The following is a 24,738-nucleotide window of genomic DNA, read 5'->3' as shown; positions in this document are numbered from 1 at the left end:
CGTCGCGGTCGACCGGTGGGACTTGACCGGTGGCGATTTATGCATCTTGCGAGTAGCCATCTGCGAAGAGGATCCATGAAGGCTCCTTCTCAGTTCTTGCTCGCCGTCTACTGCTTTTAGTCGCTCAGGTGCGTCATCAGATCGTCGAGTGCGTCAGACCAGCCATCATACACGTACTGATCACCGGGGTAACCGGCGAATCCGCGTAGGTGGAAGATCATCTTAGTGCAGTCGCCGTGCTCCGTAAGGGTTAGAGTCACGACAGGGGATTTCTGGATGGGATCGTCGGGGTGACCCCAGGTGAAGACGAGCCGTTCGAAAGGTACAACGTCGAGGAACACACCTCCGGTAGGATACTCCTCGCCGGTCTCAGTGTTGACCATCGTGTAACGGTAGCAACCGCCTTTTCGTACGTCGAAGGAGATGGACTCCAGGGGTGTCGAAGGCAACCAGTTGACGAGTTCTTTCTCCTCGGTCCAGGCGCACCACACGAGTTCGCGGCGGGCGTTCAGGGTGCGAGTGATGGTGAACTCCGGTACGGGTGTAGGCACATTCATTGTTCCTTTTGAATCATTGGGCATATTCATTGTTCCTCCTTTTTGGTCATGGTCTTAAGGTGTTCTTCCAGTGCGTCGAAGCGCTGGTTCCACTCGCGGCGGTGCTTCTCGACCCAGGCTGATGCTTCATCGAGAGGCTCTGTGCGTAACGTCAGGGTCCGCCACTGTGCGTTCGCTGTGCGTTCGATCAGCCCTGCTCGCTCCAGCACTTTGAGGTGCTGGGAGATCGCGGGTGAGCTTATCTCAAAGAGCTGGGCGATCTCCCCGACTGTTGCGGCCCTCTGTGACAACCTGGTCAGGATGTTTCGGCGCGTCGGATCGGCGAGCGCAGCAAAGATGAGGCTGAGTGAGTCCTTCGTAGTCAATTAACCCACTCCTTAATTAAGTATATTATTAAATATATACTACAATGTGTTGTCATGTCAAGCTGATAGTCGGAGGAAGCCGGTCTGGTGCGAAATCTGTCCTACATCTGTTGACCTGGCTTAAAAAGCAGGGGATCGATGACGAATTCATACAGCCTTAGTGGTATATCATCAGGAAAATGCGGTTATCTTAACTAGCTACAAACGCGCTATTCATAGTATACAAAGTAAAGAAAACCGTCCAAAATGTTACTTTGTAAAAAAGTTATTTTAACTCTGTAAACAACGTATTTAGCGTAGTGATGTCTTTACAATGAGAAGGCATCGGATAACCGTTTCACAAGTGTCGGCCAAGAGGTTAGAATCTGATGCCGCGACGCTCATTGTCAAGACGAATACGTTGTTTACATGGCAAAAATGAATAAAGTATTGATAGACAAAGGTTTTCTCTTTGCGAGTTAAGATAACCGTGAATTTACAACGATAAGGAATCCGATACTAAAAAGCCCAACTTCTCCGAAAACTTTAGAGAAACTGGACCTTTTCATTACTTCATTAAAGCGCCCGATAGCTTAACAAAGTCCCGTCAATATTTATTTGATTTGCTCCGCCAACTCTAAAATAATTCCTTCTGGTCCACGAACGTAGCATAATTTATAAGCGTTTTCGTAGTTTTGTATCTCACCAATAAGTCCCGTGCCTTCCTTTTTCAATTTGGCAACAAGGGCTTCAATATCTTCAACAGCAAAGGCTATGTATCTCTTTGTTCAAAAGCTTCGAAAAGGCGGCTACGTCCCCTTCTTCGTCACGGAGAAATCGGCTCGGAAACAGCACATTTGCAAGTCATTCAAGAAGCGTATATTCATGGTGTATCTACTCCGAAGATCAAGAAACTGGCAAGTCCGCTCGGGATCGAGTCGGTCTCACGAGGCCAAGTCTCGCACATCACGCATGAGTTAAATGAACAAGTCGAGGCTTTCCGCCATCGTCCGCTAGCCACTACCTATCCCGTGCTTTTGGTGGATGCATTGTACGAAAAAATTCGTGACGGCCACCGTGTTGTAAATATGGCGGTGCAAATGGTGGTCGGCATGGATCTGGAAGGCAACGCGAGATTTTAGCCATTGAACCCATGCAAGACGAATCGGAAGCCACGTATCACACCTTGTTCGAAAACCTGAAAGCTAGAGGGCTACAGGACGCATGGCTTGTGATTTCGGATGCCCACAAGGGCCTAGCGAAAGCCATCCGTAAATCGTTCGTCGGTTGTTTTTGGTCTTTCAATGCTATTTTCAATTGAATACCCCCTGGAATATTTTTTCTAAAATGATTCTTTCGGATAACGTTCCGTATCTACGACGCTCATGAACTGACTCGGTTGGCGAATGGGGTGTGTCGCTGATTCTACTTCTTTGCCTCAATACTACAGTGACCAAACCGCCCACGCGCGGCACAGCGTGAACATATTGTTATCGGATGGCGATGTCTTCTTTGTTCAGAGGTTGCCATGGACGGCAACCCCTTTCTCGTTTAACTTAATTTAGTGACTTATTCTTCATTAGGGTACAAATACATATCAATCTCGATGGTTGTCCCTGTTAAGTAGCAAAATTCAATTATCTCAACATTAAAACTCATAAGTGGCTTTTCATCTCCATAAATACTAGGTACAATCATTATTGCAAATTCTACATCGTATTGTTCTTTGATTTGTTTTAATTGTGGTATTTTATTTTTTAGATTTTTAATTGTGTCCATGCATTGTGCTTCTACATCTAACCTTTCTATATCAGATTTTTCAGCACCCCAGTTAGAAAATAAATACTTCGATCCATTCCTTCTTATATCACCATAATTCCAACACTTAAAAGGTTGTATTCCAAGCAATTCAGTTATCTCATCTGTATTAAATATCCCATTTTCATTAGCAACCAATCCTCTATGGTCAATTTCTCCATTACTTGTTATTCCAAAGTAAGTATATGTGTTAGTTTTTTCCATTTTTAACCTCTTACTTTTATCTTTTTAAGTTGCAAAAATAGATGAATTAGTCTCCATAAATCAAGCAGTTTGTGCGTTCACAATTGCGGCCATGGACGACCGCACCAGAATACGCTGATGTCATATAACGTTTCGTATTCACGACGTCCATGAGCCTTACAGGTGAAGCCTGAACCTAGAAATGCTTTTTTCGACTGAACTCCGAGATACTTACAACTCTTGTTTCATGATGTTTGCCGCAGTCAATACCACTTAAAATTATGTATTTTTCTTCCAAAATATTTCTGTATGTGTTAAAATGATTTTAAATGAAGGTTTTTAAATGTGTTTTAATGTATATGCTTTTAAAGAGACCGCAGATGTTACTAGCACCTACGGTCAAGCAATAGCATGACCCTTCAAGGGCAATCAGCTAAATAGAAAGTGCAGAAGTTAGACCTCCTTTGCTTTCCAAGGCTCAAGGGAGGTCTACTTTGTTAAGTAGGAAAGTAATGCCAAGATGAACATGCCGAACATGAGCATCAAGAATAAAGCATCTTTTACTTTCATAGCACCACCTCTTTCCGGAGATGAAGCCAGCCGCCCTTGAGAGCCGATTCTATTGCATCCATATTATACCAAAAATTCCTCGATGCGAATATATGTTTCTAATAAAAAATAACCATTTTTTCTATAAATCTTTAAATGTGTTCTATCATTTAAGTTGTTTTAGTATTTTAAAAATGTTTAAGTCTTAATACAGTAACTTCGTTCTGTCGTATAACGTTTCAGTATTTACGATACGACCCAGCCCTAGATAGCTCTTATCTTGGGCTGGGTCGTTTGTTGTATGATTGAGTTTTGAAACATTCCTTCTAACAACCAAGGGGCTTGTCCCCGTAGCGTAAATACGTTGTTACATGACGTAGTCTTGATTAGCTTCTACTTAGTACCTATGTATATACAACCATCTTCTTAAAATCTAGAATTAATTGGTTTTTTTCAATAAAATCAGTGCCAATAATGCCATCAAAACCGTAAGTTTCTCGAGTGATTCCTAACTGTATCAAAAAATTATCCAACAAGTATGAATATATCTCAAGATTCGACACGGGTTGCTCATAGCATAATTCACTCTCCCCACCAACACCATACATCCTTCTTGCTTTCCCATAAGTCGGATCAATACTTAAGCCTATCTCTTGAACTAGATCTGTATCAAATATAGTATTGGAAGAACCTGTATCAATTAATACTTGCTTTAAAGTCATCATTTTGTCGTTATACTTCAGTTTAACCGAAATGATAGGTAGTCCGTTTTCAATATTAATTTTCACTGATATCTCCTGCTCCTAACCCCGGTAAACTGCTCTTCAATAACTTCAATGTCCTTGTTACAAGTATGGAAAATATACAATTCTCGACTTCGATCCTTCAAATGTAAATATTTGTAACCTTTCCATGCTTCAACAGAATTATTGAACTCCGAAATGACTGACATTTCTTCGATTTCACGTCGGTTGTCTTTAGATTCAGCCTTTAAAGCTTCTACGAGGACCCAACTGTCTGGATATTGATTTCTTATCTCTTCCCATTTCATATCAAATCCCCCCTTGTATAACTTTTAATTCCATTTTACTATATAGGCAATTACTTTGTATATCCAGATTAATCTACCTATGTCAGCTAATTTCTTATTTACGAACCAAGTCGTAAACACTTCCATTTAGGATATTATACGAATGATGTCTTATATATCTTTTAAAGCTCTATATAATATCTACAAATCCCTCTTTTTCCGATATAAGATCGAAGAAAAACGAGGAAAGACGAGATAGCCTTTGTCATTCTGGGGCCTATTTTCGCGTTATTATGCCGAGGGTAAAAATCCCCCGAAGTCGACTAAATGGCCGAATGTCGGGGGATTTGATTTATGCTGCTCTTCGAAACGATTCGTTAACTTATAATTGATAACTATATTACTCCCTGTGGTCAATTTTGACGTTGATCTGGATCAGCGACTCGCCTTGTAGAAAGACCATTAATGAAGGGGTTAATATCATATATTGCTCTAAACTCGACAGGTGCTCCTTTACCCCCACTAGTAACGATATTCCATTCATAATCAATCTTTTTTAAACTGAAACTTAAGTTTTTAGAAAGGAGTCCATTTTGATCAAGGTTTATGCCAAAGCTACGCCTTGACTACTTTTAACATTTGTCGAATGGCTCCAAGATGATATACTGAATGAGCCAAAGACGATAACACTTCATTAGCCAATAGTTCATTCCATTCAATAGCGTCAATTGATTCCAAAAGTGTTAAGTATTCATTTCGCAATCCTTCCTGAATTCGGCTCCATTGCTGTTCATCTACTGAATGAATATCCCAACTCTCTCCCCAATCCATTTCCGGTTGTTTACCTTTTTTAAAGATTTCGTTTATTCCCCACATGTGATAGCGGACGTGATCAGTATGTGCTGCCAATGTTGTTCCATGAACTGACATTGAAGCTTCGTCGCAAGACATTCCCTCTATTACACCAAAAATTCCGGAATTCGGTTCAACTTCTGTAAACCAACTTCCTTTTACAGGAGATGGGGGTCCTTCGAATGTTTCCTTTACCATTGTTTTAACCGAGTTTTTTAATGCTTCACTCATTTTAGCCCCTCCAATAAGTTTTTGTTATGCATACACACAACTGCCAATTGAAAAACCAACTGCTCCCATTAAAATCATCATAATAATTGATTTACCCGTAGTGGGCGACATCCTTTGCGAACCGATTTCAAAGATACTTTTACAAAACGAATGTCGAGTGAAATCAGTACATTGCTCTCAGATGTATATAACCCTCTATAGTGATTTTGATGGTTACATTGTAATGCGGTTGCTTCTAACTGTCAATACCTTTTATAATGGTTAATGGCTATAAGGAAAAATAAAAGTTATATTGCCTGGACTGTCAAAATACTTACGGTAAGACAAGGAGAAGTCACATGTCTGATATAAATAAAGATGCACACAAGCATGATTTGCTTGGCGGACGTTTGTGTTTGGATTTTGCCAATACAGTAAGTTGGCACGATAGCAGTGAGAAATCACAGGAGATGCTGACGAGTTACGAGAAGCTGGTGAACTGGAGTTTGCATGCCAATATTCTTAAGAAACAACAATCGCTTTCACTACTAAAAAAAGCAGAAAATCGACCTTCTAAGGCAAAAGAGGTTCTCCATCAAGCTATTGAGCTGCGCGAATCGATTTACCGAATATTTAGTTTAGTATCAAACAATGAAACACCAGCCTCTAAAGATCTTTCTATTTTGAATAAAGCCTTAGGCAATGCTTACGGGAGGTTGCGAGTAGTGCCTGATGAAAATAAATTTTCATTGGAATTTATAGATTGTGAAGAAACATTAGACGGTATGCTTCCACCGATTATTCAATCTGCTATAGATATTCTTATTTCTGGAAAAGAACTAAGTAGAGTGAAAAAGTGTGAAGGGGCTCCGTGTGGTTGGCTGTTTTTGGATACAAGCCGCAATCGTAGCAGACGTTGGTGTTCGATGTCAGACTGCGGGAATCGTGCAAAAGCAAAGCGATTTTATCATAATAAAAAGTAATAGTCCTAATACGGTGTTATTTTGCTTTGATAATCCAGTATTACGTTAAGGGCGCATTTCAGGAGGAATGCGTCTTTCTACATGAAACATAATGCTGTGATTAAATTATAAATTTAGTGTGAACTTTCCCTTGCCCCTTACGCAACGTCATGTCTTATAATCAATGTACCGGTAAAAAAATATGCGCGCATATGGAGGGGTGATCATCGAAAACCATGCATGGAAAGTTGGAGAACTGGCGGAGCTGACGGGGCTGTCGATTCGGACCCTCCGATATTATGATCAGATCGGATTACTGACGCCATCTGGGCATACGGAGGCAGGACATCGACTATACAACGAAAAGGATATCGCCCGCTTGCAACAGATTCAGGCGTTGAAGGAACTGGGACTGACTCTAGGGAAAGTAAAATTGATACTGCTTAATGAACAAATTGACCCGTTGGAAGTTGTGCTCATGCAAATGGAGCGAATTAAAGCAAATCTTGACAAGCAACAGAGGTTGCTGAAAGAATTAGAAAACGTGTCGAAACTTATGCAATCCGGCTCTTCACTGACAATCGAGGACTTTACCCGCTTGCTACAGTTGATGAGAGAAAATCACAATCAGTATTTTGCCAATCGTCAGAAAGAAATTGAACACCGTTTACATCGTCTGGGGAATTTCATAATCAGTAGCTCAGAAAATAAAAATGAAGAGGATGATACTTGATGGAAAACCGATTGACTGCTCATGATACCTTCGTTGTTGAAAAACAGTTCGATGCTTTGCCTGCGCAGGTATTTACCGCTTGGTCCCATCCTGAAGTGAAGTCGCAATGGTTTGCCGAGCCGGATTCGTTTAATTTTAAGGTAGGCGGCAAGGAGACGAACCAGGGAGGTCCGCCGGATGGACCGGTATTTACTTTTGAAGCCTGCTATCAGGACATTGTTCAGGATCGCCGCATCGTCTATACGTACACGATGAATAATGGAGACACAAGAATATCGGTATCTCTAGTGACTGTGGAATTTCAACCCATAGAAAACAACGGAACGAGGCTTACATACACCGAACAAGGGGTCTTTTTAGACGGGCATGATACGCCAGAAATTCGCAAACACGGGACAGAAATCATGCTAGACAAACTGGACGAAGCGGTCCAATCCAGAATGGAGCGAGAGGTCGTCAATACACGGGTGTTACATGCGCGGCGAGAGCAAATACTCAGGGCGATCAGTGAGCCAGAATTTCTTGCGCAATGGTGGGGGCCAAAAGGCTTTACGAATACCATTCAACAATTCGACATGCGTCCGGGTGGTATTTGGAAGTACGTCATGCACGGACCGGACGGAAAGGATCATGAAAACAAAAGTGAATTTATCGAAGTTGTAAGGCCTCAGCGGATCGTTCTCCGCCATTTGGAACCTGTTCACCAGTTTTTCTTGACGATGACCTTTGTCGAACTTGATGAAAAGACAGAATTGACTTGGACCATGCTTTTTGACACAAAGGCTGAACGGGATAAAGTTCAAAGATTCGTGTCTGAAGGCAACGAGCAAAATTTCGACAAGCTGGAGGCGATTCTGAAGGAAATGGAAGCGTAATGCGTTACGTTAGACACCATTGAACAATTGAGCATGTCACTCGAAAAAACAACATTACACGGTGTCACAGAGTCTATTGAAGTTCGTCAATGACCTGTGATACCGTGCTTTTGGATGAGTCAAGTCAATGACTCCTTCTGAAAACTGAAAACCACACATATAGGTGAACGCGCATGATTGATTGGAGATAAATCTGCTGTTCTAGTCTAGAACTCGCTTAAAATGGCGGTCCTGATTTCTTTATTTCATGCTTTTGCACTTCTACGCTTATCATCGGAGTGATCTGCTTTGGGGGATTGGCTATAGCACGAAACGATTGCAAATCCTCTTCTGACTGCCAAAACTCGAAATTGTTGATTCTCGCTGGATCAACAGGATCCGCCGTTATGGCCAGATCAAGGCATCCAGGAGATTGCCGTGCACGTTTTACAAGGGGCTCGTGTGCTTTCACAACTTCGTCACGCTTACTCGGATCAACGGTATACCATCCTGCTATAATCACCTTATTTGCACTCATGAAAATCCTCCTCATACATATCTTTTTCATAATATCAAAAAGTATAGCACGCATATTGAATACCAATTTCTTTTTGATTGCTGTTTTTAGTTGCGTATCATGACGTTCGTGTATCATAATTTAAGCAGATAAAAAAGCCATTCTCTTCTAGAATGGCCACTATGAGCTTTATTTGGAGTTTTATTTTACACGTCGCTTTTATAGTACTATACTTACAGATTTCCTGCGTTAGTCCGAACGCCCTCATTTCTACCCTTTCACTGAACCTGCAAGCAAACCACGAACGAAATACTTCCCGAGAAAAACGTAGACAAGCATAGTGGGTAACGCTGCTAGTAATGCACCGGCCATCTGCACATTCCAATGCACAATTTGGCTGCCCGATAGATTCTGTAACGCAACCATCACCGGTTGTGATCCTGTACTGGTGATGCTTACCGCGAATAAGAATTCATTCCAGATGTTCGTAAATTGCCAGATACAGACCACCACAAACCCGGAAATGGACAAAGGGAGTACGATGTGGCGGTAGATGCCTAAGAAGCCCGTTCCGTCAATTTTGGCTGCTTCTAGCAAACTGGTTGGAATGGCCGCATAAAAGTTTCTAAAGATTAATGTTGTGATCGGAATACCGTACACAACATGAACGAGAATAAGCCCTGGAATGGAGTTGTACAAGCCAATCGTTCTCAGAAAGTCTATGAGCGGAATGAGAATACTTTGATACGGAATAAACATGCCGAATAAGATGGCGGTAAATATCCACTCCGATCCTTTAAACCGCCATTTAGACAAGACATACCCATTTAAGGAGCCGAACAAAGCGGACAAAATCGTGGCGGGTACAACTAAATAAATCGTGTTTAATAGACTCGGTGCAAGGCGTTCAAAAGCGTATTGATATGAATCGAACGATATCGCAGTGGGCAGTTCCCACATACGGGATAGTGACACTTCATCGATCGGCTTTAAACTCGTGATCAGCATCACATAGATAGGCATGATGAAAACCAAACCCATCAAGATCAAAGAAGCGTACAAGAACACGCGACGAAAACGAAACGGTGTCAAAGCATTATTCATCGATTAATCCCCCCTCCTGTTTCCGATAAGATAAGGCACGATAAAAATAGCGACAAATAGTAGCATAATAACCGCTATCGCTGCCCCATGAGCAAAATTGTTTCCACGAAAGGTCGTCTCAAACATATACATCGCTGGGACATCTGTAACAAAGTTTGATCCTGAACCTGTCATGGCATAAACCAAATCAAATATTTTTAGTGAAATATGAGCCATAATAATCGCTACACTGACGGTAATAGGCATGAGCATTGGAAATATCACTCTACGATAAACCTGCATTTCAGTTGCACCATCGACACGTGCCGCTTCTCGTACTTCATCAGGAATGGCTCTTATACCGGCTAAATACATGGCCAGAGAGAATCCTGTCATTTGCCATACGGCTGCGATGACAACAGCAATCATGGCTATAGGTAAACCAAATTCAATACTTCCGAGTGGAAAACTGAAGGCGATGGTCGTATCCGTATACCATCGTGGTAAACTTTCAATCCCTAAACGCTCTAAGAGTAGATTAACGCCAGTACTAGGGTTGAACAGCCATTGCCAGACAACACCGGTGACAACAAAGGATAAGGCCATAGGAAACATAAAAATATTACGGAATAAAGACTCTTGTCTAATGTTCTGATCAATAAATACAGCGAGGAAGAACCCTAAACCTGACACACCTACAATAAAAAATAGTGTAAAAAATAGTGTGTTACGCATATCCGATTGGAAACGATAATCATTAAAAAGAAACGCATAGTTTTTAAGACCGGCAAAGGATAAGTCCTTCACCAACGTCGTCCAATTTGTTAAGGAAACGTACCCTGTCCAGCTGATAAACCCGTAAACAAAGATCGCAATGGCAATGATAGACGGCAGGATGAACAGGAATGGAAGTACTTTTTCAGATGAAATCTTAGGCCGATAAGCTTTTGAATGCGTTCGTTGATTCGGTTTGACTTCTTTATCATAGGCATAGTTCGTTTGGCTCACGCTTAAACCCCCCTCTTCCCTTTTCTAGTTGATTCGTTTCAGATTCGTTTCAGATTTTATTTCATAAATATGAAAACATGTTTTGTTGTGACTACTGCTTTGTAAACCACTGATGGCTCTGAAAACCATCTCAACGGCTACGGCTTAAATTGATGCCCTTCTGAGTTATCTCAACGGCTACGGCTTACAAATGATGTTTCCTAATTAAACGTGTAGAGAAAAATAAAGGTGATAGTAGGTTCACTACCACCTCCATTCACTCCTACTGACATACTCTCTACTACATACTCTCCTACTACATACTCTTCTACTGGCTATTTACTTGATATGTTCGTCCTGTGCAAGTTGAACACTTTGCACAAATTGATCGACATTTCCTGATGAGACAAAGACGTTAACCGCTTGGTTGATTTGTTGAACAAAACCAGCTGGTGCCGCTGAATTATGTGCCAAAGTTGGGGTGAGTACGCTTTCATTAAATTCTTGAATCGTTTTTTGTCCATATTCGTTATACTTGGACACATCTGCGTCCACACGTGCCGGGATTGATCCTTTTAACGGATTAAAGGTATCCTGTCCTTCGACAGAACCTAGCACTCTTAAGAAGTCTTTCACCACTTCAGGATCTTCTACCCCTGTTGGTAATCCAAACGTATCCGTTATGACCATAAACAGACCTGATGTTTCTGGAGGCGCCACCCAACCAAAGTCCTTATTTGGTTCCAAATTAAGATCAGCAGTAAAGTAACCTGCGGCCCAGTCACCCATCACATTCATAGCCGCTTCTCCGTTAGCCACCATTTGAGCCGCATCCTGCCAGTTACGTGCGGCATGATCTTCATTGATATACGCTAACATTTGCTTAAAGTTTTCCATTGCCTCTCTTACTTCTGCACTATCGAAATCGAGGTCACCTGTCCACAGTTGATTATACTTATCAGCACCTAATGTCCCGAGTAAAACAGATTCTAAAAGATGTGTAGCCGTCCATTCCCCTCGATCACCAAGTGCTAACGGCGTCACGCCCGCCGCTTGTAATTGGTCAGCGACATCAAAAAATTCATCGAATGTGGTTGGTGCTGTTAACCCATGCTCTTCAAAAATTGCAACGTTATACCATAACACATTACTTCTGTGAATATTGACCGGTACAGAATAGATCTGGCCATCTGTTTGCACCAAATTGATGAGGTCTTCAGGAAATTTCTCCGTCCATCCTTCTTCTTCATATAAATCATTCAGCGGTTCCATTTTCCCTGCCGCGGCCCATCCTGTATTTAAAGCAGCACCACCATGAATTTGGAACGTCCCAGGAGGATCATCCCCTTGCATACGGCTGGCCAATACGGCTTGCGCATTCGTACCCGCTCCACCTGCTACAGCTGCATTAATGACTTTTACATCTGGATGCTTTTCTTCAAAAAGTTCAATTAAAGCGAGTAAACCTGCTTCTTCACCAGCACCGGTCCACCAACTGAAGATTTCTAATTCCCCTTCTGAAACATCACCTGTTGCTTCTGTCCCTTCTTCATCTTGAGCAGCTTCTTCCGATCCACAAGCAGCCGCTATCAGTAGCAAAGCCATGAACAAAGCTGTCAGGATTGATAATCTCTTTAAATTCATCATTTTATTCCCCCTTGGTTTTAGACAACTTGTAACCGTTTTCATAACCTATTTAATCATAAAATGAGTCGTTATGGTTGAATGAAAACCTGTAGTATATTGTTATTTGCTAGACATTTTTAAGATGCTTCCCGTTTCTTTTTAAAGCTTATGCTTATCAGAGGTCGTTAAGGCTAGCATTTTTTGTTTTTATCCTCATAAGAAACCCATTGTAGATATCATCGTGATAGAACCTACAATGGGATTTTAGAACGTGAGTACACTTTACCGTTTATAAAAACTAAAGATCAATTTCCCTTAGAGAGTCTATCAATGTCTACTTGTGGTGCTAAAACATCATTCACTTCTTCTACTATAGTGTCCTGTTTGACAGTAAATGCGACTGTCCCTTTAATATCTGTGGATGAAGAGCCTACTTTTACTTCGTACGTTCCTTGTTCTAGAACCCATGCGGATAACTCTTCATCAAATGAAGCAATGTCTTTTGCCTGGAGCTCAAATTTTAGATTCTCTCTCTGATTGGGGCGTAGTTCTTTTGTTTTACCGAAAGCCGCTAATTCTAGCTCCGGTTTCTCAAGTTTTCCATCTGGCTTGCTGACATAAACCTGCACCACTTCTCTCCCAACCGTATCTCCTGTATTCTCTATCGTTGTAAAGATCGTGATTTTGTCTTTAAACTGACCATTTCGAGTTGTTCTCACATGACTATAATTAAAATCAGTGTAAGATAAGCCGTATCCAAATGCATAAGCAGGTGTGACATCAAATGTTGTATTGTAACGGTACCCGACATAAATATCTTCTTCATATACCAATTCACCATCGCCAGGGTATCTGTCAGCATACGGAAGATCACTATAGTCTACTGGCCATGTCAACGGAAGTTTTCCTGATGGATTAACGGCTCCTGTGATGACGTCTGCTAACGCATGACCAAACTCCTGTCCCGGCTGCCATCCAACGACAATGGCATCAACTTTATCTCGCCAGCTCACCACTTCCAACGGACCTTCAACGTTCAATATGGCAATAACAGGTTTACCTTGAGCACGATAAGCTGCTGAGACATGCTCTATCATTTGTTGTTTAGAATCGGACAAATAAAAATCTTCCTTTGATCTATCATTGCCGTAACTTCCGAATTCAGATGCTAAAACAATGATAGCTGCATCAGTGTTTTCTGCTGCCGTGACAGCCTCTTCAGTCACATCCATTTCCGGTAGGGTGGGAAAAGTTGAAACAAAAAAGTTACCTGGTGTTTGTTTATATTCATCAGTGGCTCTTAATTCCTCCACATACGTCTCATATTTCTCATACAAATCTTTATTCAATTGGAATCCAGCGTTATCTAAACCTTCAACAATCCCTACCTGCTCAGCGGGAAAATTGAGAGAGCTTCCTCTTCCACCAAACATGGGTTCGATTTGTGGTGTACCAAATACTGAAACACTGACATCCGGATCAATCGGTAGGGCATTTCCTTCATTTTTAAGTAGAACCATCCCGTCCGCTGCCGCTTGTCTTGAAACCTTGGCATTTCTATTCAGATCAGGATTGTTAGATACCGTCTCACCTTTAAATGTTGGTGTTTGAACAATGATACGTAGCATCTCTTCAACATTGCGATCTAAAATCGCTTCATCGAGAGTCCCACTGTTAACCGCATCGACGATGGCGTCTACTTGCTCCGGTCGACCGGGCATCAGTAAGTTTGTCCCCGCCTCCATCTGTTTAGCGACGTTTCTAGCACCAAATTCCCAATCGGTCATGGCAATGCCGTTGAATCCCCAATCGTCTCTTAACACATCTGTTAAAAGTGCTTGATGCTCAGTGGCCCATGTGCCATTGATCTTATTATAGGAGTCCATAACGGCCCATGGATCAGCGTCTTTTACAGCCATCTCAAAACCTTTAAGATATATTTCTCTTAAAGCTCTCTGACTCACAATTGAATCGACATTATTATCTGCTCTCTGATTGTAAGCTGCCAAATGCTTAAGCGTGACGCCTACACCATTTTCTTGAACCCCATCTGTAAAAGCACTCGTCATTTTCCCTGTTAGGACTGGATCCTCTGAAAAATATTCATGATTTCTCCCGTTAAGAAGGTAACTCTGAGTGTTTAATCCTGGGGCTAGTAACAAATCAATTCCGTATGCTCTCATTTCATCACTGATTGTGTTTCCCATTTCATTAACCAGCTCTGTATCCCATGAGGCGCCAATGCTTATTGGAAGTGGGAATTGAGTCGCGTGGTAAGTATGCTCATCCTCTTCTCTTGTTGGGCTAATTCTGACACCCATAGGGCCGTCTGCCATCACAATGGATGGAATCCCTAAACGTGGTATGCCTTGCGTTTGGCCAGCTGCACCGGGTACTTTCGTAGCCTGATCACCAATAATTTCATTATCGGTTTCTTCTAGGACTTCCTTATTGCCTCCTACAAGTAAAGCAGCCTTTTCTCTCAACGTCATAGCATCTATGACAGCTTCAATAGATGCTTCATCAACTAACTGTGGCGGTTGCTCCTCCTGTGTGGCGGCTGTTGGGTCACCATACACGGGTAGTACCAACGTTAAAGCAAGTGCCAATGACAAGAAAATCTTCAATCTCTTCATGATTGACCTCCCTTTTTTCATTTTTTGTATTTTGTAAACGCTTACAATTAAAATGATAACAAATAAAATATATAAAATTTTCAAAATAAGCTTCAAATTAATGTGATGATACTGGATTATTTTGTCCTTAGCGTTAAGTCTCCCCTACAAAAAACCTCTTTTGAACTAAGGTTCAGAAGAGGTTTTTGGTGCCCGTATTCATTTAGCTCTGTCCTTGTTTGACCCGATACTCAGAGGGCGTTATTCCTTCACTTTTTTTAAAAACACGACTGAAATAGTTGGGGTCACGGTAACCGACTTCATAACAAATTTCTTTTAAACTGTAACTTGAAGATGCCATGAGGGATTTGGCTTTTTCAATTCGGATATGGGTCAAATAATCAATGAAATTCATTTGAAATGCTTCTTTAAAAATTTTACTAAAGTAATAAGGGCTCAAATTAATATATTTGGAAACGGAGTCCAATGTCATCTCCTCATTGTAGTGCTCCTCGATATATAACTTAGCTTTTTCCAGTAAGCTTGCAGATTGCTTTTCATCTTCATCTCTCATACGTTTGATGATGATTTTTAACCGGTAGAGAGCCGTTTCTCTTAATTGCTCAATAGAGGAAACATGACTGAAATCAGTCATCTCATGTGTCAGTCCCCCTAGTTCTTCATTCATACGTGTCATGACAACAAACAGTTCTGTGACATAGCGGATAATCTGCGCCAATTGACCCTCTTGTGTTTGAAGAATGTGAGTGAAGAGTGCTTCAAATAATGGTAGAGCTTGCTCTTCATCGCTCTTTTGAATCGCTTGAATGAATAATTTCTCTTTATCAAAAGGGATCCCATGGGAATCTCCCTCTTGCAGGAGATCTTCATAAAAACGAATATTCGCTTTATAGAACTGATCTCTGGACGCAATCAATGCTTCGTGGTAAGAATGTTTTAATCCTTCTAACGAATCATATTGGCGGCCAACGCCTGCACATACATGAATGGTTCGGAAAGTTGAATCCTTAGAGACCGCTTTAAATAAATCACGTATAGCAAAGACAGCATGACTTCGTAAGGACATGGACAGGTTTTCTTTTTCTTTTAGTATAAAAATAGGGAGATGTTGCCCCATCATCGGTCCCACCAGGCATGGTGTTCTTTTTTTAATGGTTGCTTTAATATGCCTATACAAAGCCTGTTTTTGCCCTTGATCCATCTGGCATTGATCTTTGGTATAACAATGAAGAATCACACCGACGCCATAGTGGACCTTTATATCTAATAGGTGATTTAACTCTTGTAGAGACATATCCTGAACCTGATCATGGATTAAAGTCGAAACCCACTCTATTTCCGCTAGGTTCTGAACATGTCCGACCCGATCTCTTAAGTCTCGTTTTTCTTGACGTTCCTCACGCTCTTGATCGACTTGACCGCAGATATCACCAACTGTTTTTATTAATTCATCTCGTTTATACGGTTTTAACAAATAGTGCGTCACTTTAAGCTTCATAGCCTCCTGAGCATAACTGAATGTATCAAAGGCTGAGAGCACAATAAATTTAACATTGGGTTCAATGGTTTGGATCTCTTCAATCGCTTCAAGTCCATCCATTCCCGGCATTTTGATATCCATTGTGACAATATCGGGTCTCAACTGATCGGCTAGTTCGATTGCTTTTCTCCCATTTTCCGCTTCACCCACGACCTCTATATCATCCATCATCTGCTCTAACATTGATCTTAAAGCTTGTCTTTCCAATCCTTCATCGTCAACGATTAAAAGTTTATACATCATGAGACCCCCTCATTTAATTGAGTATTTTGTTTGGGAAGTTTTAATCGAATGCGTGTCCCTTCTCCTGGTTTTGAATGGATATCCATGACATTGTGATCTTGATAGAATAAAGATAATCGTTTGAACACATTCGATAAACCAATCCCTGTCGTATGACCTTTTCGATTCGTTGACTGTAGGTCGTTCTGTTGAACCTGCTGATTTTGCAGATGAGATAAGGTCTCTTCTAATGTCTCTTCATCTATGCCTACCCCATTATCATAAACGTCAATAAGTGTATGACCCTGTGTATCATAAACATTGACACGTATGACGGCGCCTTCCTCCAACGTATCAATGCCATGAATACACGCATTTTCAACCAATGGCTGTAACGTCAAAAGTGGCACAGTGTGAGATAAGTCATTGCTGTCAATATTCATATCAAACGTGACGCGCTGGCCAAAACGACTCCTTTGAATCTCAAAATAATCACGAACATGATTAATCTCATCTTTTAACGTGACCGGCTGATCTAAAGACTTTAGGCAGTAACGCAGGAGGCTGGACACGGAAACAATGAGATCGCTAGATTTTTCTGCCCCCTCAATATAGGCCATCTTGGATAACGTATTAAGCGTATTAAATAAAAAGTGCGGATTCATTTGATTCTGTAAAGTGCGCAGTTCCATTTCTTTTAACAGATGGTTCATTTCAATATTTTGTATCGTTTGTTCTTTCAGCTCCGTTTCAAGCGCAGCTTTTTGCTTCATTTCGAGAATTAATTTCTGGATACTTCTTTTCATCTGATTAAACGTCCGGTTTAGGATCGCAAACTCATCTTGCCTATTCTCTGGTGCATCTTCAATATCAAAGCGCCCTTTGGAAAGTTCTTTGGCTTGTTTGGCGAGGAACCGTATGGGGTCCGTTACTCTCTTACAGAACACATAGGTGAATAACAGGCTCAGATTAAAAAAGAAAATGACGGCCATCAATCCTAAGGACAGGTGATGCTGATTTTTCATTAAAATACCATGATGTAATTCATGATAACTTTGCAATTCATGATGGATAAAAGATAGACTCGTTTCATTTAACCATGAGGCCACCTTCTGCACATCTTCTCTATATTGAAAATGCTCCCAGCTGTGCTTCGTGTACGTGTCCATCGCCAGATCCATCCGATTAAAGAAATAGGAGAGCATATGATAATAGTTTTTATGCATGGGACGTACCTCATCAGCTACCTCCAGTTGAGCGAATTCTCCTTGTAACTGCTGAATGTCTGCCCTGTACTCTTCATACTGACGTCGTTTATCCTCAGTGGGCACGAGTAAATAGGACTGGAACAACTCATGTACTTGGTTGTTCCGTTGCGTGATCTCATTTAACAACAGAAACCTCTGCAGGATGTCATCGTACTGACGAATCGATCTCTCACTACTTTGATAAATATAAAAAGTAACGACACTCATGGATATGATTAAAATACAGAAATAGGCCGTAAGCTTATTTTGAATGGTTACATTCATATCTTCACCCACTTATAAGAGTTTTCTTTATATTCACACATCTTATCATAACAAATAGAAACAGCCACTCAAATGGTGGCTGTTCGTAAATAGTCTATTACTCTTAAACTAAAATGCCTCGTTAAGGAATATAAAATGAAAGTCTTTCCTCAGTCATCCATTTTCAAATTTGAGCTGTCTGTAAGCTAATCCCTTTATGACGAAAGTGAGGTTTATTCTGTTACTTTTAATAATACAGAGACAGATTCTTTGGGAAGACTAACTGTTTTCGTTGATGTAGATAAGAAAACTGTTGTTGGGAAAGGGTTTGCCAATCATTAGAACACTATTCTCTTTTTGATTAGTAGTAACGATATTTCTATTTGAACGGGAAACCTTTGAAAATGAAGGTAGGGTAATTTTTTAACTAATGAGCAACATTAAAGATTAACAAAATTAACAAACCCTAAAGTTTAGAAAGTGCAAACCAAACTTCTAATATCGATTCTGAATGATCATTTCCTTTAAAACGTTCATCGTAATATTCAAAACTAAACGTGTCAGCTGGCTTATATCCATCGATACGTGGACCCCATTGATGATAAAAATGATCGTAACATTTCTATTCTCCTCATCCTTTTTCCTTAACGTCATTCTACAAAAAAGACCGTAGACCTGAAGTACCTTTAGGTACTTTGTCTACAGTCTGCAATTTTTATATCAAATTTAATCACTTTCTACCCGTTTCTTTTGATAACTTCAACAGTAAACTCACCTGGAGCTTGAACATAAAAGGTATATCCATGAGATTCAATCGGAGCATCCACTTCATAACCATCAGTTTTTAGACGCTTGTTAATGTCGTCCACTTTTTCTCTACTCTCTTGAGGAAAGCCAACATGAAAGGTTTTCGGATATTGAACGTTCATCCCTTTCATTAATGTCAATACGAACTGGTCATCATCAAACATGACAGCAAACCCTTTTCCGTTGCCGCCAACCCATTTCATATCAAAATATGTTTCTAAGAACTTCCGAGAAGCTTCAACATCATCAACAGTTAAATTTAAGTGTCTAAGTTTCACTACATCACCCCCTCTCACCATTATGAAATACGTAACACGACTTCACGTGCAACATATTCATCCCTCAATTTCCCGCATGCTTCTTTTTGAACTATGTCGCACGTTATAACGATATATAGCAAAAACAGCCACACACAAAATCGCCAACCCTAGAAAGAGATTACTGTAGATAGATCCCGCCAAAGAGGCAGATAGCGGATTCCATGAACGGCTTGTTTCAAAATCAATGATCCTACTATAAACTGCAATAGCAAACGAACCTGAAATAAAGTTTTGCATCATTAACAACCCCATACCTATACCTGCATGCTTCGACGGCAACGTTAACGAAATTGACCTCGACATCACAATCCCCATGAACGATTGACCTACGTACCCCAATATAAGCAAACAAGCAATCAGCCATACACTGGAACCAATAAACGTGGACAAAAGGAAGTAACAAGAGAACAATAATACCGAGGCAATAAAGAATAAAACGTTTGGACCTTTGCTATCTGCCAGCTGTCCTCCCTGCCGGTTCAAAAGTGCTGTAACTGCTGCGGCAGGCACCATCACTAAACCAATAATACTCGCTTGAAGATCATGCACCTCTGCCAGAAATAAAGGAGTGGTGAAAAATAAAGAATAACCAATGCCTGTGACAACAAATGCTAGCATAAGATAAAAAGTGTACGCTCGATTCTTAAAAAGCACCGGTTGCACAAATGGATCCTTAGCAGTACGGATACGTGTGATAAAACAGATGAACGCGATCACTCCGCCAATCACCCATCCTATATAAATCGTGGCAGCTAATAAAAATTGTGCCACACTGACTGCCAACAAAGCGCCGCCCAGCCAATCAATTCTTGATTCCGTCGTTTGTTCGTCTCCCAGAAATTTTATATAAAGGGGTAAGGTGAATACCAGTAACATTGGAACCGCAAACAACCACCTCCAATCCAACACACTAACAATCATTGCGGAAGTCATTGGACCAAGTGCATTTCCTAGCGCGACACCAGCAAATACGGTACCCATCGCTTTGCCTCTCTGTTCCAATGGATAATAGCGAATCGGGATTAGCGTTGCAGCCGCCGGAATAGATGCAGCTCCGATAGCCTGTAGACATCTTGCGACCAACAGCAGCCAGTAGGAAGTGGAAAAGAAGCCAAGTAAAGAAGCTAAACTGAATACAATTAAGCCAAATGTTAACAAGTGCTTCAGTTTGTAACGATCGGCCATTTTTCCATAAATAGCCGTTCCAATTCCGTATAAAAGCGTATACGAAGAGGTAACCCAACTGACTTGGGAGCTATTGAGTTGAAACTCCTCCCGGATTAACGGAAGGACAAAGTTGAAAAGCAGAATACTCATAGAGGACAGGGTAACGGTTAACATCACTAAAATGAGCAACGTTTCATTGCGTTTCCTCATTATATTTATCATTCTCATTCCTCCTTAAGGTTAGTCTGTACTGACTGACATTTATAGCAGTAAAGAAAAACTTGGCTTCTTACCCAATCTTAATAGAAGTTTTAGTTTTTCTTATGCTTTCGTTGATATTAATGATGCTTTATAGTAAAAAAATGATGAGGGAGTTTAATTAGGGAGTTAATCCCCTAGTAAAAAGGTCAACACTTTCTTTCAACAATGCTTTAAATTCTTCATCAGAAAACGCCGGGTCCTCATTCATTCTTCCCTGTGCTAAACCAAAGTTCATATACAAAAAAGTAATCGCTACCTTTTCTTCATCTACATCACGCAGTTTATTTTGTTTTTTCATATCCCCAAAATATTGAGTTAAAAATTCCTGCAATGCTCTCGGATGCCTATGAGCATATTGATGCAGTCCCGGAAGGTTATTTCCGACTTTCATAATCACTCGCAGCATCTTGCGGTTTCGGTACATAATCCTGTGGTAATTCTCACTAATTAACCTCAAATCATCATATACATTCCCACTAAGCTCATTGTCAAAAATCGCACGCATTTCATCTGCATAGTGATAGCGATCAATGGCCTGCTCTAATAAATTCTGCTTACTTTTGAAATGGCGAAACAACGTCTTCTCACTAAAACCAGCTGCGGCAGCGATTTCCTCTGTTGTCACACCGTCAAATCCATTCTTAGAAAACAGCTCAATAGCCGCATCCATAATTTTTTCTGAAGTTTCCTTTTTTCGACTTGAAGCCATTCGTTACTCAACCCCCAAAATAATGTCAGTACTGACTGACTTAATAGTATACCACTATCCTTTCACTGTCAAGGTACATCTGACGTAGTATCGTTAAAGATATTTCACGTCAAAATAGCCTGTTAAAAAAGCTCAACAGGCTATTTTTATGGGCTTACACAAAATATGTTACGCCACCTACTATAACCTTACTTAAATTTTTACTGTTTAATCTTATTATCATTGATTAAACGTTCTTTTTCGCTCAAATCAAATCTACCTGGTGACCAATTAGGAAGTACGCCAAAACCTCCAATAATGTCGTCTTCGGCTTCAAATACGACTGCTTTTAAACGTTCCCCATCAGTATCTGTTTCCTTTAACTCGTAAGTATGGCTTGTCACTTCTTGGCCTACATAATCTTCCAAGAAGGTGATCCCGCTCGCTTCATAATCACTTAGCACTTCCTGTGGCATGTTTAATATGTAGGTTTTGACTTCAGTCGCTTTGTTAATTTCCCACCCTCTATCTGCTAAGTACTGTTTATGATGTTCATTTAAGCTCTCTTGACCACAACCAGAAATGATGAACAATCCAATTAATATGAGACATATTCTATTTCTCAAAAAACCACCCCCTTAACACATTCCTTTGTTACTAGACGCACAAATAAATTGAAATGTTCCATTAACCTGCTCGTTAGCACACTCTCCAACCTGTAAAAGAAGGCAAATAAGGCTGTATAATGAGTTCTAAATCAGCCTCTATCTCTGATCATGTGTTTATATATTTTAAATGTGCTGACATTGCAGTATTTGAGTTTCTATTCCTTTATCCCTGCTATTCGGCTGATCCTCATTGACTTCACAAAAGTTGAACCCTATAATAATATTATTACAATCGTAAGTTTAAGGGTGGTTTGTATGAAAGATTTACCTCAAATTTCGGAAGCTGAATTAGAAGTAATGAAAATTATCTGGAAGCATCATCCCATCAATACGAATGAGGTGGTTGAGAAGCTATCCCAAACAGCGACATGGAGCCCAAAAACCATTCAAACAATGTTGTTACGGCTACTGAAAAAAGGGGCCTTAAGTAACCATAAGGAAGGTCGCGTCTTTGTTTATACACCGAATGTAGCCCAAAGTGATTACATCGAAGTCGAGAGTGATAGTTTTTTACATCGTTTTTACGATGGTGCCCTTCATTCTATGGTGTTGAACTTTTTGGAAAAAGATAAGCTCTCGGATGATGAAATTAATGAGTTGTATCACATGTTAGAAGAACATAAGAACAGAAAGAAGGAATAACATGGACCTTTCTTTCTTTACACCCTTTCTCATCAGTCATCTCCTATTATCTGTGATCCTTTGCATCATTATCTTCATTAAAAAAGCCGTCAAGAGCCACATCACTGTGAATAGCCAGTATCACATGAGTTTGATTTCTCTTTTGGCCTTAGTTGCTCCTTTTATCCCCTTACAGTCTCAAACTTTACAACCATTCTATGACTGGATCATGAGCGTGGGCATGAGTGAGTCGAACGCTTCGGATAGTGCTGCTGCTGGGAACACGACACAAGCAATGCTACAGAACACACATTGGCTACAAGACTTTTCGATGTCCATTGAACAATCCTCATTCGGTATGATGGAGGTCAGTTTTTTCCTCCTGTGGATCACCGGCATGATCGCTGTGCTTCTAATGACGTTATCTAGCATTCTAAGAATCGGTAAAATAAAGAAAAGTCTACACGTTGTTGAAAACAAACCGTTACTCACGGTTTTTTCTGCATGCAAAAAGAAACTCCATATTCATAAAGACGTTATATTAGGGCACTCTTCATTGGTCAAATCCCCTATAACGTTTGGGCTAATCCGCCCCTATATTGTCCTACCCGATCATATGTCTATGTTTTCTACTGAGGAACTGAAATGTGTTTTGCTTCATGAGCTGTACCATTGTAAACGTAGAGATATGCTTGTAAATTACGTCATGTGTTTGTTTCAAACGGTCTATTGGTTTAATCCGCTCGTCTGGTATTTCTTAAGGGAAATGAAAACGGAGATGGAGATGTCTTGTGATTATGCCGTTTTAACATCACTAGAGCAGGAAGCGCATCTTAACTATGCTGAGGTAATTTTAAAATTTGCTTCTCTTTCTCAACGAACATCCTCTTTGCTAACGGCTTCGGAAATGAGCCACTCCTACAAACAAGTCAAGAGACGCCTGGCGACCATCTTAAATTTTCAAGCAGAATCACGTCCGCTTAAACTGAAAAGCGCGCTCGTCTTCGTCACTGTGTTAGCCGTCATTCTAATGAGTATCCCCTCTTTATCTGTCATGGCTATGAACAAAGATAAACATGATTTTGCTTATACGAATGTGACGTACAAAAATGACAACTTCTTTGACGAACGTTCCGGAAGTGCGGTACTGTATGATGCAAGCAAGGATCAGTATACCATCTATAATGAAGAGGAAAGTACGACAAGATATGCACCCGCCTCCACTTATAAGATATTCAGTGCATTGTTTGCGCTAGAGTCCGGGATTATTACTAAGGAGGATTCAAATCTGACGTGGGATGGCACAGTCTATCAGTATGAGGAATGGCATCAGGACCATGATTTATTCTCTGCGATGGAAAGCTCAGCCACATGGTATTTCCAGCATCTTGATCAACAGATGGGTAAAGAGACATTACAGCACTACTACGAACAAATAAACTACGGAAACAGAAATCTATCCGGTCATATCTCAGATTATTGGCTGGATTCCCTCAAGATTTCTCCTGTCGAACAGGTAGAATTATTGAAGAAGTTCTATCTTAATGATTTCGAATTTGCCCAGACGAACGTTGAAACGGTGAAGGACGCCTTGCTTCTGGAGGAATCGAATGGTCTTCGCTTATATTGTAAAACGGGGACGGCTGTTCTTAACGGAGAAGATATAGATGGTTGGTTTGTGGGATATGTAGAATCACGAGAGAATTATTACGTCTTTGCGGTTCATATCCAAGGTGACAAGCAGTCAGGTGGGCGCGCGGCTGCCAATATCGCATTGGCCATCTTAGAGGAAGAAGGGATTTATCAATCTACTACTAGCCCACGATAAGATTCTTGGACAAAACGGAGTGCCCCGAGGTAGGGCCCCGAATCAGGCATGGAGCGATGTACAGGAGAGCCTATCTATCGCCTTCATGAGGGGCTCTTGATTGTTGATTCTCATGTGTTAGCCTTGCGAAGTAACCATTGAGCGCAGCTCGAGTTACCGACTTA

The 24,738-nt window shown here is 40.8% G+C and carries 23 protein-coding genes and 2 pseudogenes; 6 read left to right on the top strand and 19 right to left on the bottom strand.

The window, feature by feature from the left end; all coding sequences use genetic code 11:
* Positions 1-116: 116 nt before the first annotated feature.
* From JKM87_RS03645 to JKM87_RS17835, 3 genes and pseudogenes are all read right to left on the bottom strand, one after another.
* Positions 117-587, bottom strand: a complete 471-nt coding sequence (locus tag JKM87_RS03645; RefSeq protein ID WP_236838527.1) for an SRPBCC family protein — start codon at positions 585-587, stop codon at positions 117-119.
* Positions 584-922 carry an ArsR/SmtB family transcription factor gene (locus tag JKM87_RS03640; protein ID WP_202077946.1) on the bottom strand — a complete coding sequence of 113 codons (339 nt, stop codon included), beginning with the start codon at positions 920-922 and terminating at the stop codon, positions 584-586. The genes JKM87_RS03645 and JKM87_RS03640 overlap by 4 nt, the downstream gene beginning before the upstream one ends.
* A 593-nt stretch (positions 923-1,515) precedes the next feature.
* Positions 1,516-1,683: pseudogene (locus tag JKM87_RS17835) on the bottom strand (VOC family protein); the annotation flags it as partial.
* Here JKM87_RS17835 and JKM87_RS03635 point away from each other — a divergent pair.
* Positions 1,676-2,198 (top strand): annotated as a pseudogene (locus tag JKM87_RS03635) (IS256 family transposase); the annotation flags it as partial. The pseudogenes JKM87_RS17835 and JKM87_RS03635 overlap by 8 nt on opposite strands.
* 272 nt (positions 2,199-2,470) lie before the next feature.
* On the opposite strand, the gene JKM87_RS03625 reads toward JKM87_RS03635, so the two are convergent.
* The 5 genes from JKM87_RS03625 to JKM87_RS03610 all read right to left on the bottom strand — a co-directional run bounded on the left by JKM87_RS03625 (position 2,471) and on the right by JKM87_RS03610 (position 5,564).
* Positions 2,471-2,923, bottom strand: a complete 453-nt coding sequence (locus tag JKM87_RS03625) for a DUF4279 domain-containing protein (protein WP_202077940.1) — start codon at positions 2,921-2,923, stop codon at positions 2,471-2,473.
* Between the two features lie 468 nt (positions 2,924-3,391).
* Positions 3,392-3,472, bottom strand: a complete 81-nt coding sequence (locus JKM87_RS18015) for a putative holin-like toxin (protein ID WP_272899171.1) — start codon at positions 3,470-3,472, stop codon at positions 3,392-3,394.
* 383 nt (positions 3,473-3,855) lie between these two features.
* Positions 3,856-4,239, bottom strand: coding sequence for an aspartyl protease family protein (locus JKM87_RS03620; protein WP_202077938.1), 384 nt, complete (start codon positions 4,237-4,239; stop codon positions 3,856-3,858).
* Entirely contained in the window at positions 4,236-4,502 is a 267-nt protein-coding gene (locus JKM87_RS03615) for a hypothetical protein (protein WP_202077936.1), read from the bottom strand. Before JKM87_RS03615 ends, JKM87_RS03620 begins: the two co-directional genes overlap by 4 nt.
* A 594-nt stretch (positions 4,503-5,096) precedes the next feature.
* Positions 5,097-5,564, bottom strand: coding sequence for a hypothetical protein (locus tag JKM87_RS03610; protein ID WP_202077934.1), 468 nt, complete (start codon positions 5,562-5,564; stop codon positions 5,097-5,099).
* Between the two features lie 338 nt (positions 5,565-5,902).
* Here JKM87_RS03610 and JKM87_RS03605 point away from each other — a divergent pair, with 338 nt between their 5' ends.
* The 3 genes from JKM87_RS03605 to JKM87_RS18155 all read left to right on the top strand — a co-directional run bounded on the left by JKM87_RS03605 (position 5,903) and on the right by JKM87_RS18155 (position 8,113).
* Complete coding sequence (locus JKM87_RS03605) at positions 5,903-6,526, top strand: CGNR zinc finger domain-containing protein (protein ID WP_202077932.1); 624 nt, start codon at positions 5,903-5,905, stop codon at positions 6,524-6,526.
* 181 nt (positions 6,527-6,707) lie between these two features.
* Positions 6,708-7,238, top strand: a complete 531-nt coding sequence (locus tag JKM87_RS03600; protein ID WP_202077930.1) for a MerR family transcriptional regulator — start codon at positions 6,708-6,710, stop codon at positions 7,236-7,238.
* Positions 7,239-7,294: 56 nt separating this feature from the next.
* Entirely contained in the window at positions 7,295-8,113 is an 819-nt protein-coding gene (locus JKM87_RS18155) for an SRPBCC family protein (protein ID WP_336885119.1), read from the top strand.
* A 217-nt stretch (positions 8,114-8,330) separates the two neighbouring features.
* Here the strand turns inward: JKM87_RS18155 and JKM87_RS03590 are convergent, their stop codons facing one another.
* The 11 genes from JKM87_RS03590 to JKM87_RS03540 all read right to left on the bottom strand — a co-directional run bounded on the left by JKM87_RS03590 (position 8,331) and on the right by JKM87_RS03540 (position 22,083).
* A complete protein-coding gene (locus tag JKM87_RS03590) occupies positions 8,331-8,630 on the bottom strand; it encodes a putative quinol monooxygenase (protein WP_202077926.1) in 300 nt (99 codons plus the stop codon).
* A gap of 249 nt (positions 8,631-8,879) precedes the next feature.
* Positions 8,880-9,713: a carbohydrate ABC transporter permease gene (locus JKM87_RS03585; protein WP_202077924.1), complete on the bottom strand. Its 834-nt coding sequence runs from the start codon at positions 9,711-9,713 to the stop codon at positions 8,880-8,882.
* 3 nt (positions 9,714-9,716) lie between these two features.
* A complete protein-coding gene (locus JKM87_RS03580; RefSeq protein ID WP_336885125.1) occupies positions 9,717-10,622 on the bottom strand; it encodes a carbohydrate ABC transporter permease in 906 nt (301 codons plus the stop codon).
* Positions 10,623-11,018: 396 nt separating this feature from the next.
* A complete protein-coding gene (locus tag JKM87_RS03575; RefSeq protein ID WP_202077921.1) occupies positions 11,019-12,323 on the bottom strand; it encodes an ABC transporter substrate-binding protein in 1,305 nt (434 codons plus the stop codon).
* Positions 12,324-12,610: 287 nt separating this feature from the next.
* A complete protein-coding gene (locus JKM87_RS03570) occupies positions 12,611-14,941 on the bottom strand; it encodes a beta-glucosidase (protein WP_202077919.1) in 2,331 nt (776 codons plus the stop codon).
* A 202-nt stretch (positions 14,942-15,143) separates the two neighbouring features.
* On the bottom strand, positions 15,144-16,721 hold the full coding sequence (locus tag JKM87_RS03565) for a response regulator transcription factor (protein ID WP_202077917.1): 1,578 nt from the start codon (positions 16,719-16,721) through the stop codon (positions 15,144-15,146).
* Positions 16,721-18,235 (bottom strand): sensor histidine kinase, encoded by a 1,515-nt coding sequence (locus JKM87_RS03560; RefSeq protein ID WP_202077915.1) that lies wholly within the window; start codon positions 18,233-18,235, stop codon positions 16,721-16,723. The genes JKM87_RS03565 and JKM87_RS03560 overlap by 1 nt, the downstream gene beginning before the upstream one ends.
* Before the next feature lie 716 nt (positions 18,236-18,951).
* Positions 18,952-19,299, bottom strand: a complete 348-nt coding sequence (locus JKM87_RS03555) for a VOC family protein (RefSeq protein ID WP_202077914.1) — start codon at positions 19,297-19,299, stop codon at positions 18,952-18,954.
* A 57-nt stretch (positions 19,300-19,356) separates the two neighbouring features.
* On the bottom strand, positions 19,357-20,730 hold the full coding sequence (locus JKM87_RS03550) for an MFS transporter (RefSeq protein ID WP_202077912.1): 1,374 nt from the start codon (positions 20,728-20,730) through the stop codon (positions 19,357-19,359).
* 157 nt (positions 20,731-20,887) lie between these two features.
* Positions 20,888-21,478 carry a TetR/AcrR family transcriptional regulator gene (locus JKM87_RS03545; RefSeq protein WP_202077910.1) on the bottom strand — a complete coding sequence of 197 codons (591 nt, stop codon included), beginning with the start codon at positions 21,476-21,478 and terminating at the stop codon, positions 20,888-20,890.
* A 200-nt stretch (positions 21,479-21,678) separates the two neighbouring features.
* The gene (locus JKM87_RS03540; protein ID WP_202077908.1) at positions 21,679-22,083 is read right to left on the bottom strand and encodes a DUF4830 domain-containing protein; all 405 of its coding nucleotides are present in this window, start codon (positions 22,081-22,083) and stop codon (positions 21,679-21,681) included.
* Positions 22,084-22,380: 297 nt separating this feature from the next.
* Here JKM87_RS03540 and JKM87_RS03535 point away from each other — a divergent pair, with 297 nt between their 5' ends.
* Positions 22,381-22,767, top strand: a complete 387-nt coding sequence (locus JKM87_RS03535) for a BlaI/MecI/CopY family transcriptional regulator (RefSeq protein ID WP_202077907.1) — start codon at positions 22,381-22,383, stop codon at positions 22,765-22,767.
* A 1-nt stretch (position 22,768) separates the two neighbouring features.
* Positions 22,769-24,574 (top strand): BlaR1 family beta-lactam sensor/signal transducer, encoded by a 1,806-nt coding sequence (locus tag JKM87_RS03530; RefSeq protein ID WP_202077905.1) that lies wholly within the window; start codon positions 22,769-22,771, stop codon positions 24,572-24,574.
* Positions 24,575-24,738: the final 164 nt, after the last annotated feature.

It is taken from the genome of Caldalkalibacillus salinus (assembly GCF_016745835.1).
In the GTDB taxonomy this organism is placed as follows: domain Bacteria; phylum Bacillota; class Bacilli; order Caldalkalibacillales; family JCM-10596; genus Caldalkalibacillus_A; species Caldalkalibacillus_A salinus.
Note: the sequence above shows the minus strand (reverse complement) of the source record. Positions and strands in the feature narration are given on the sequence as shown.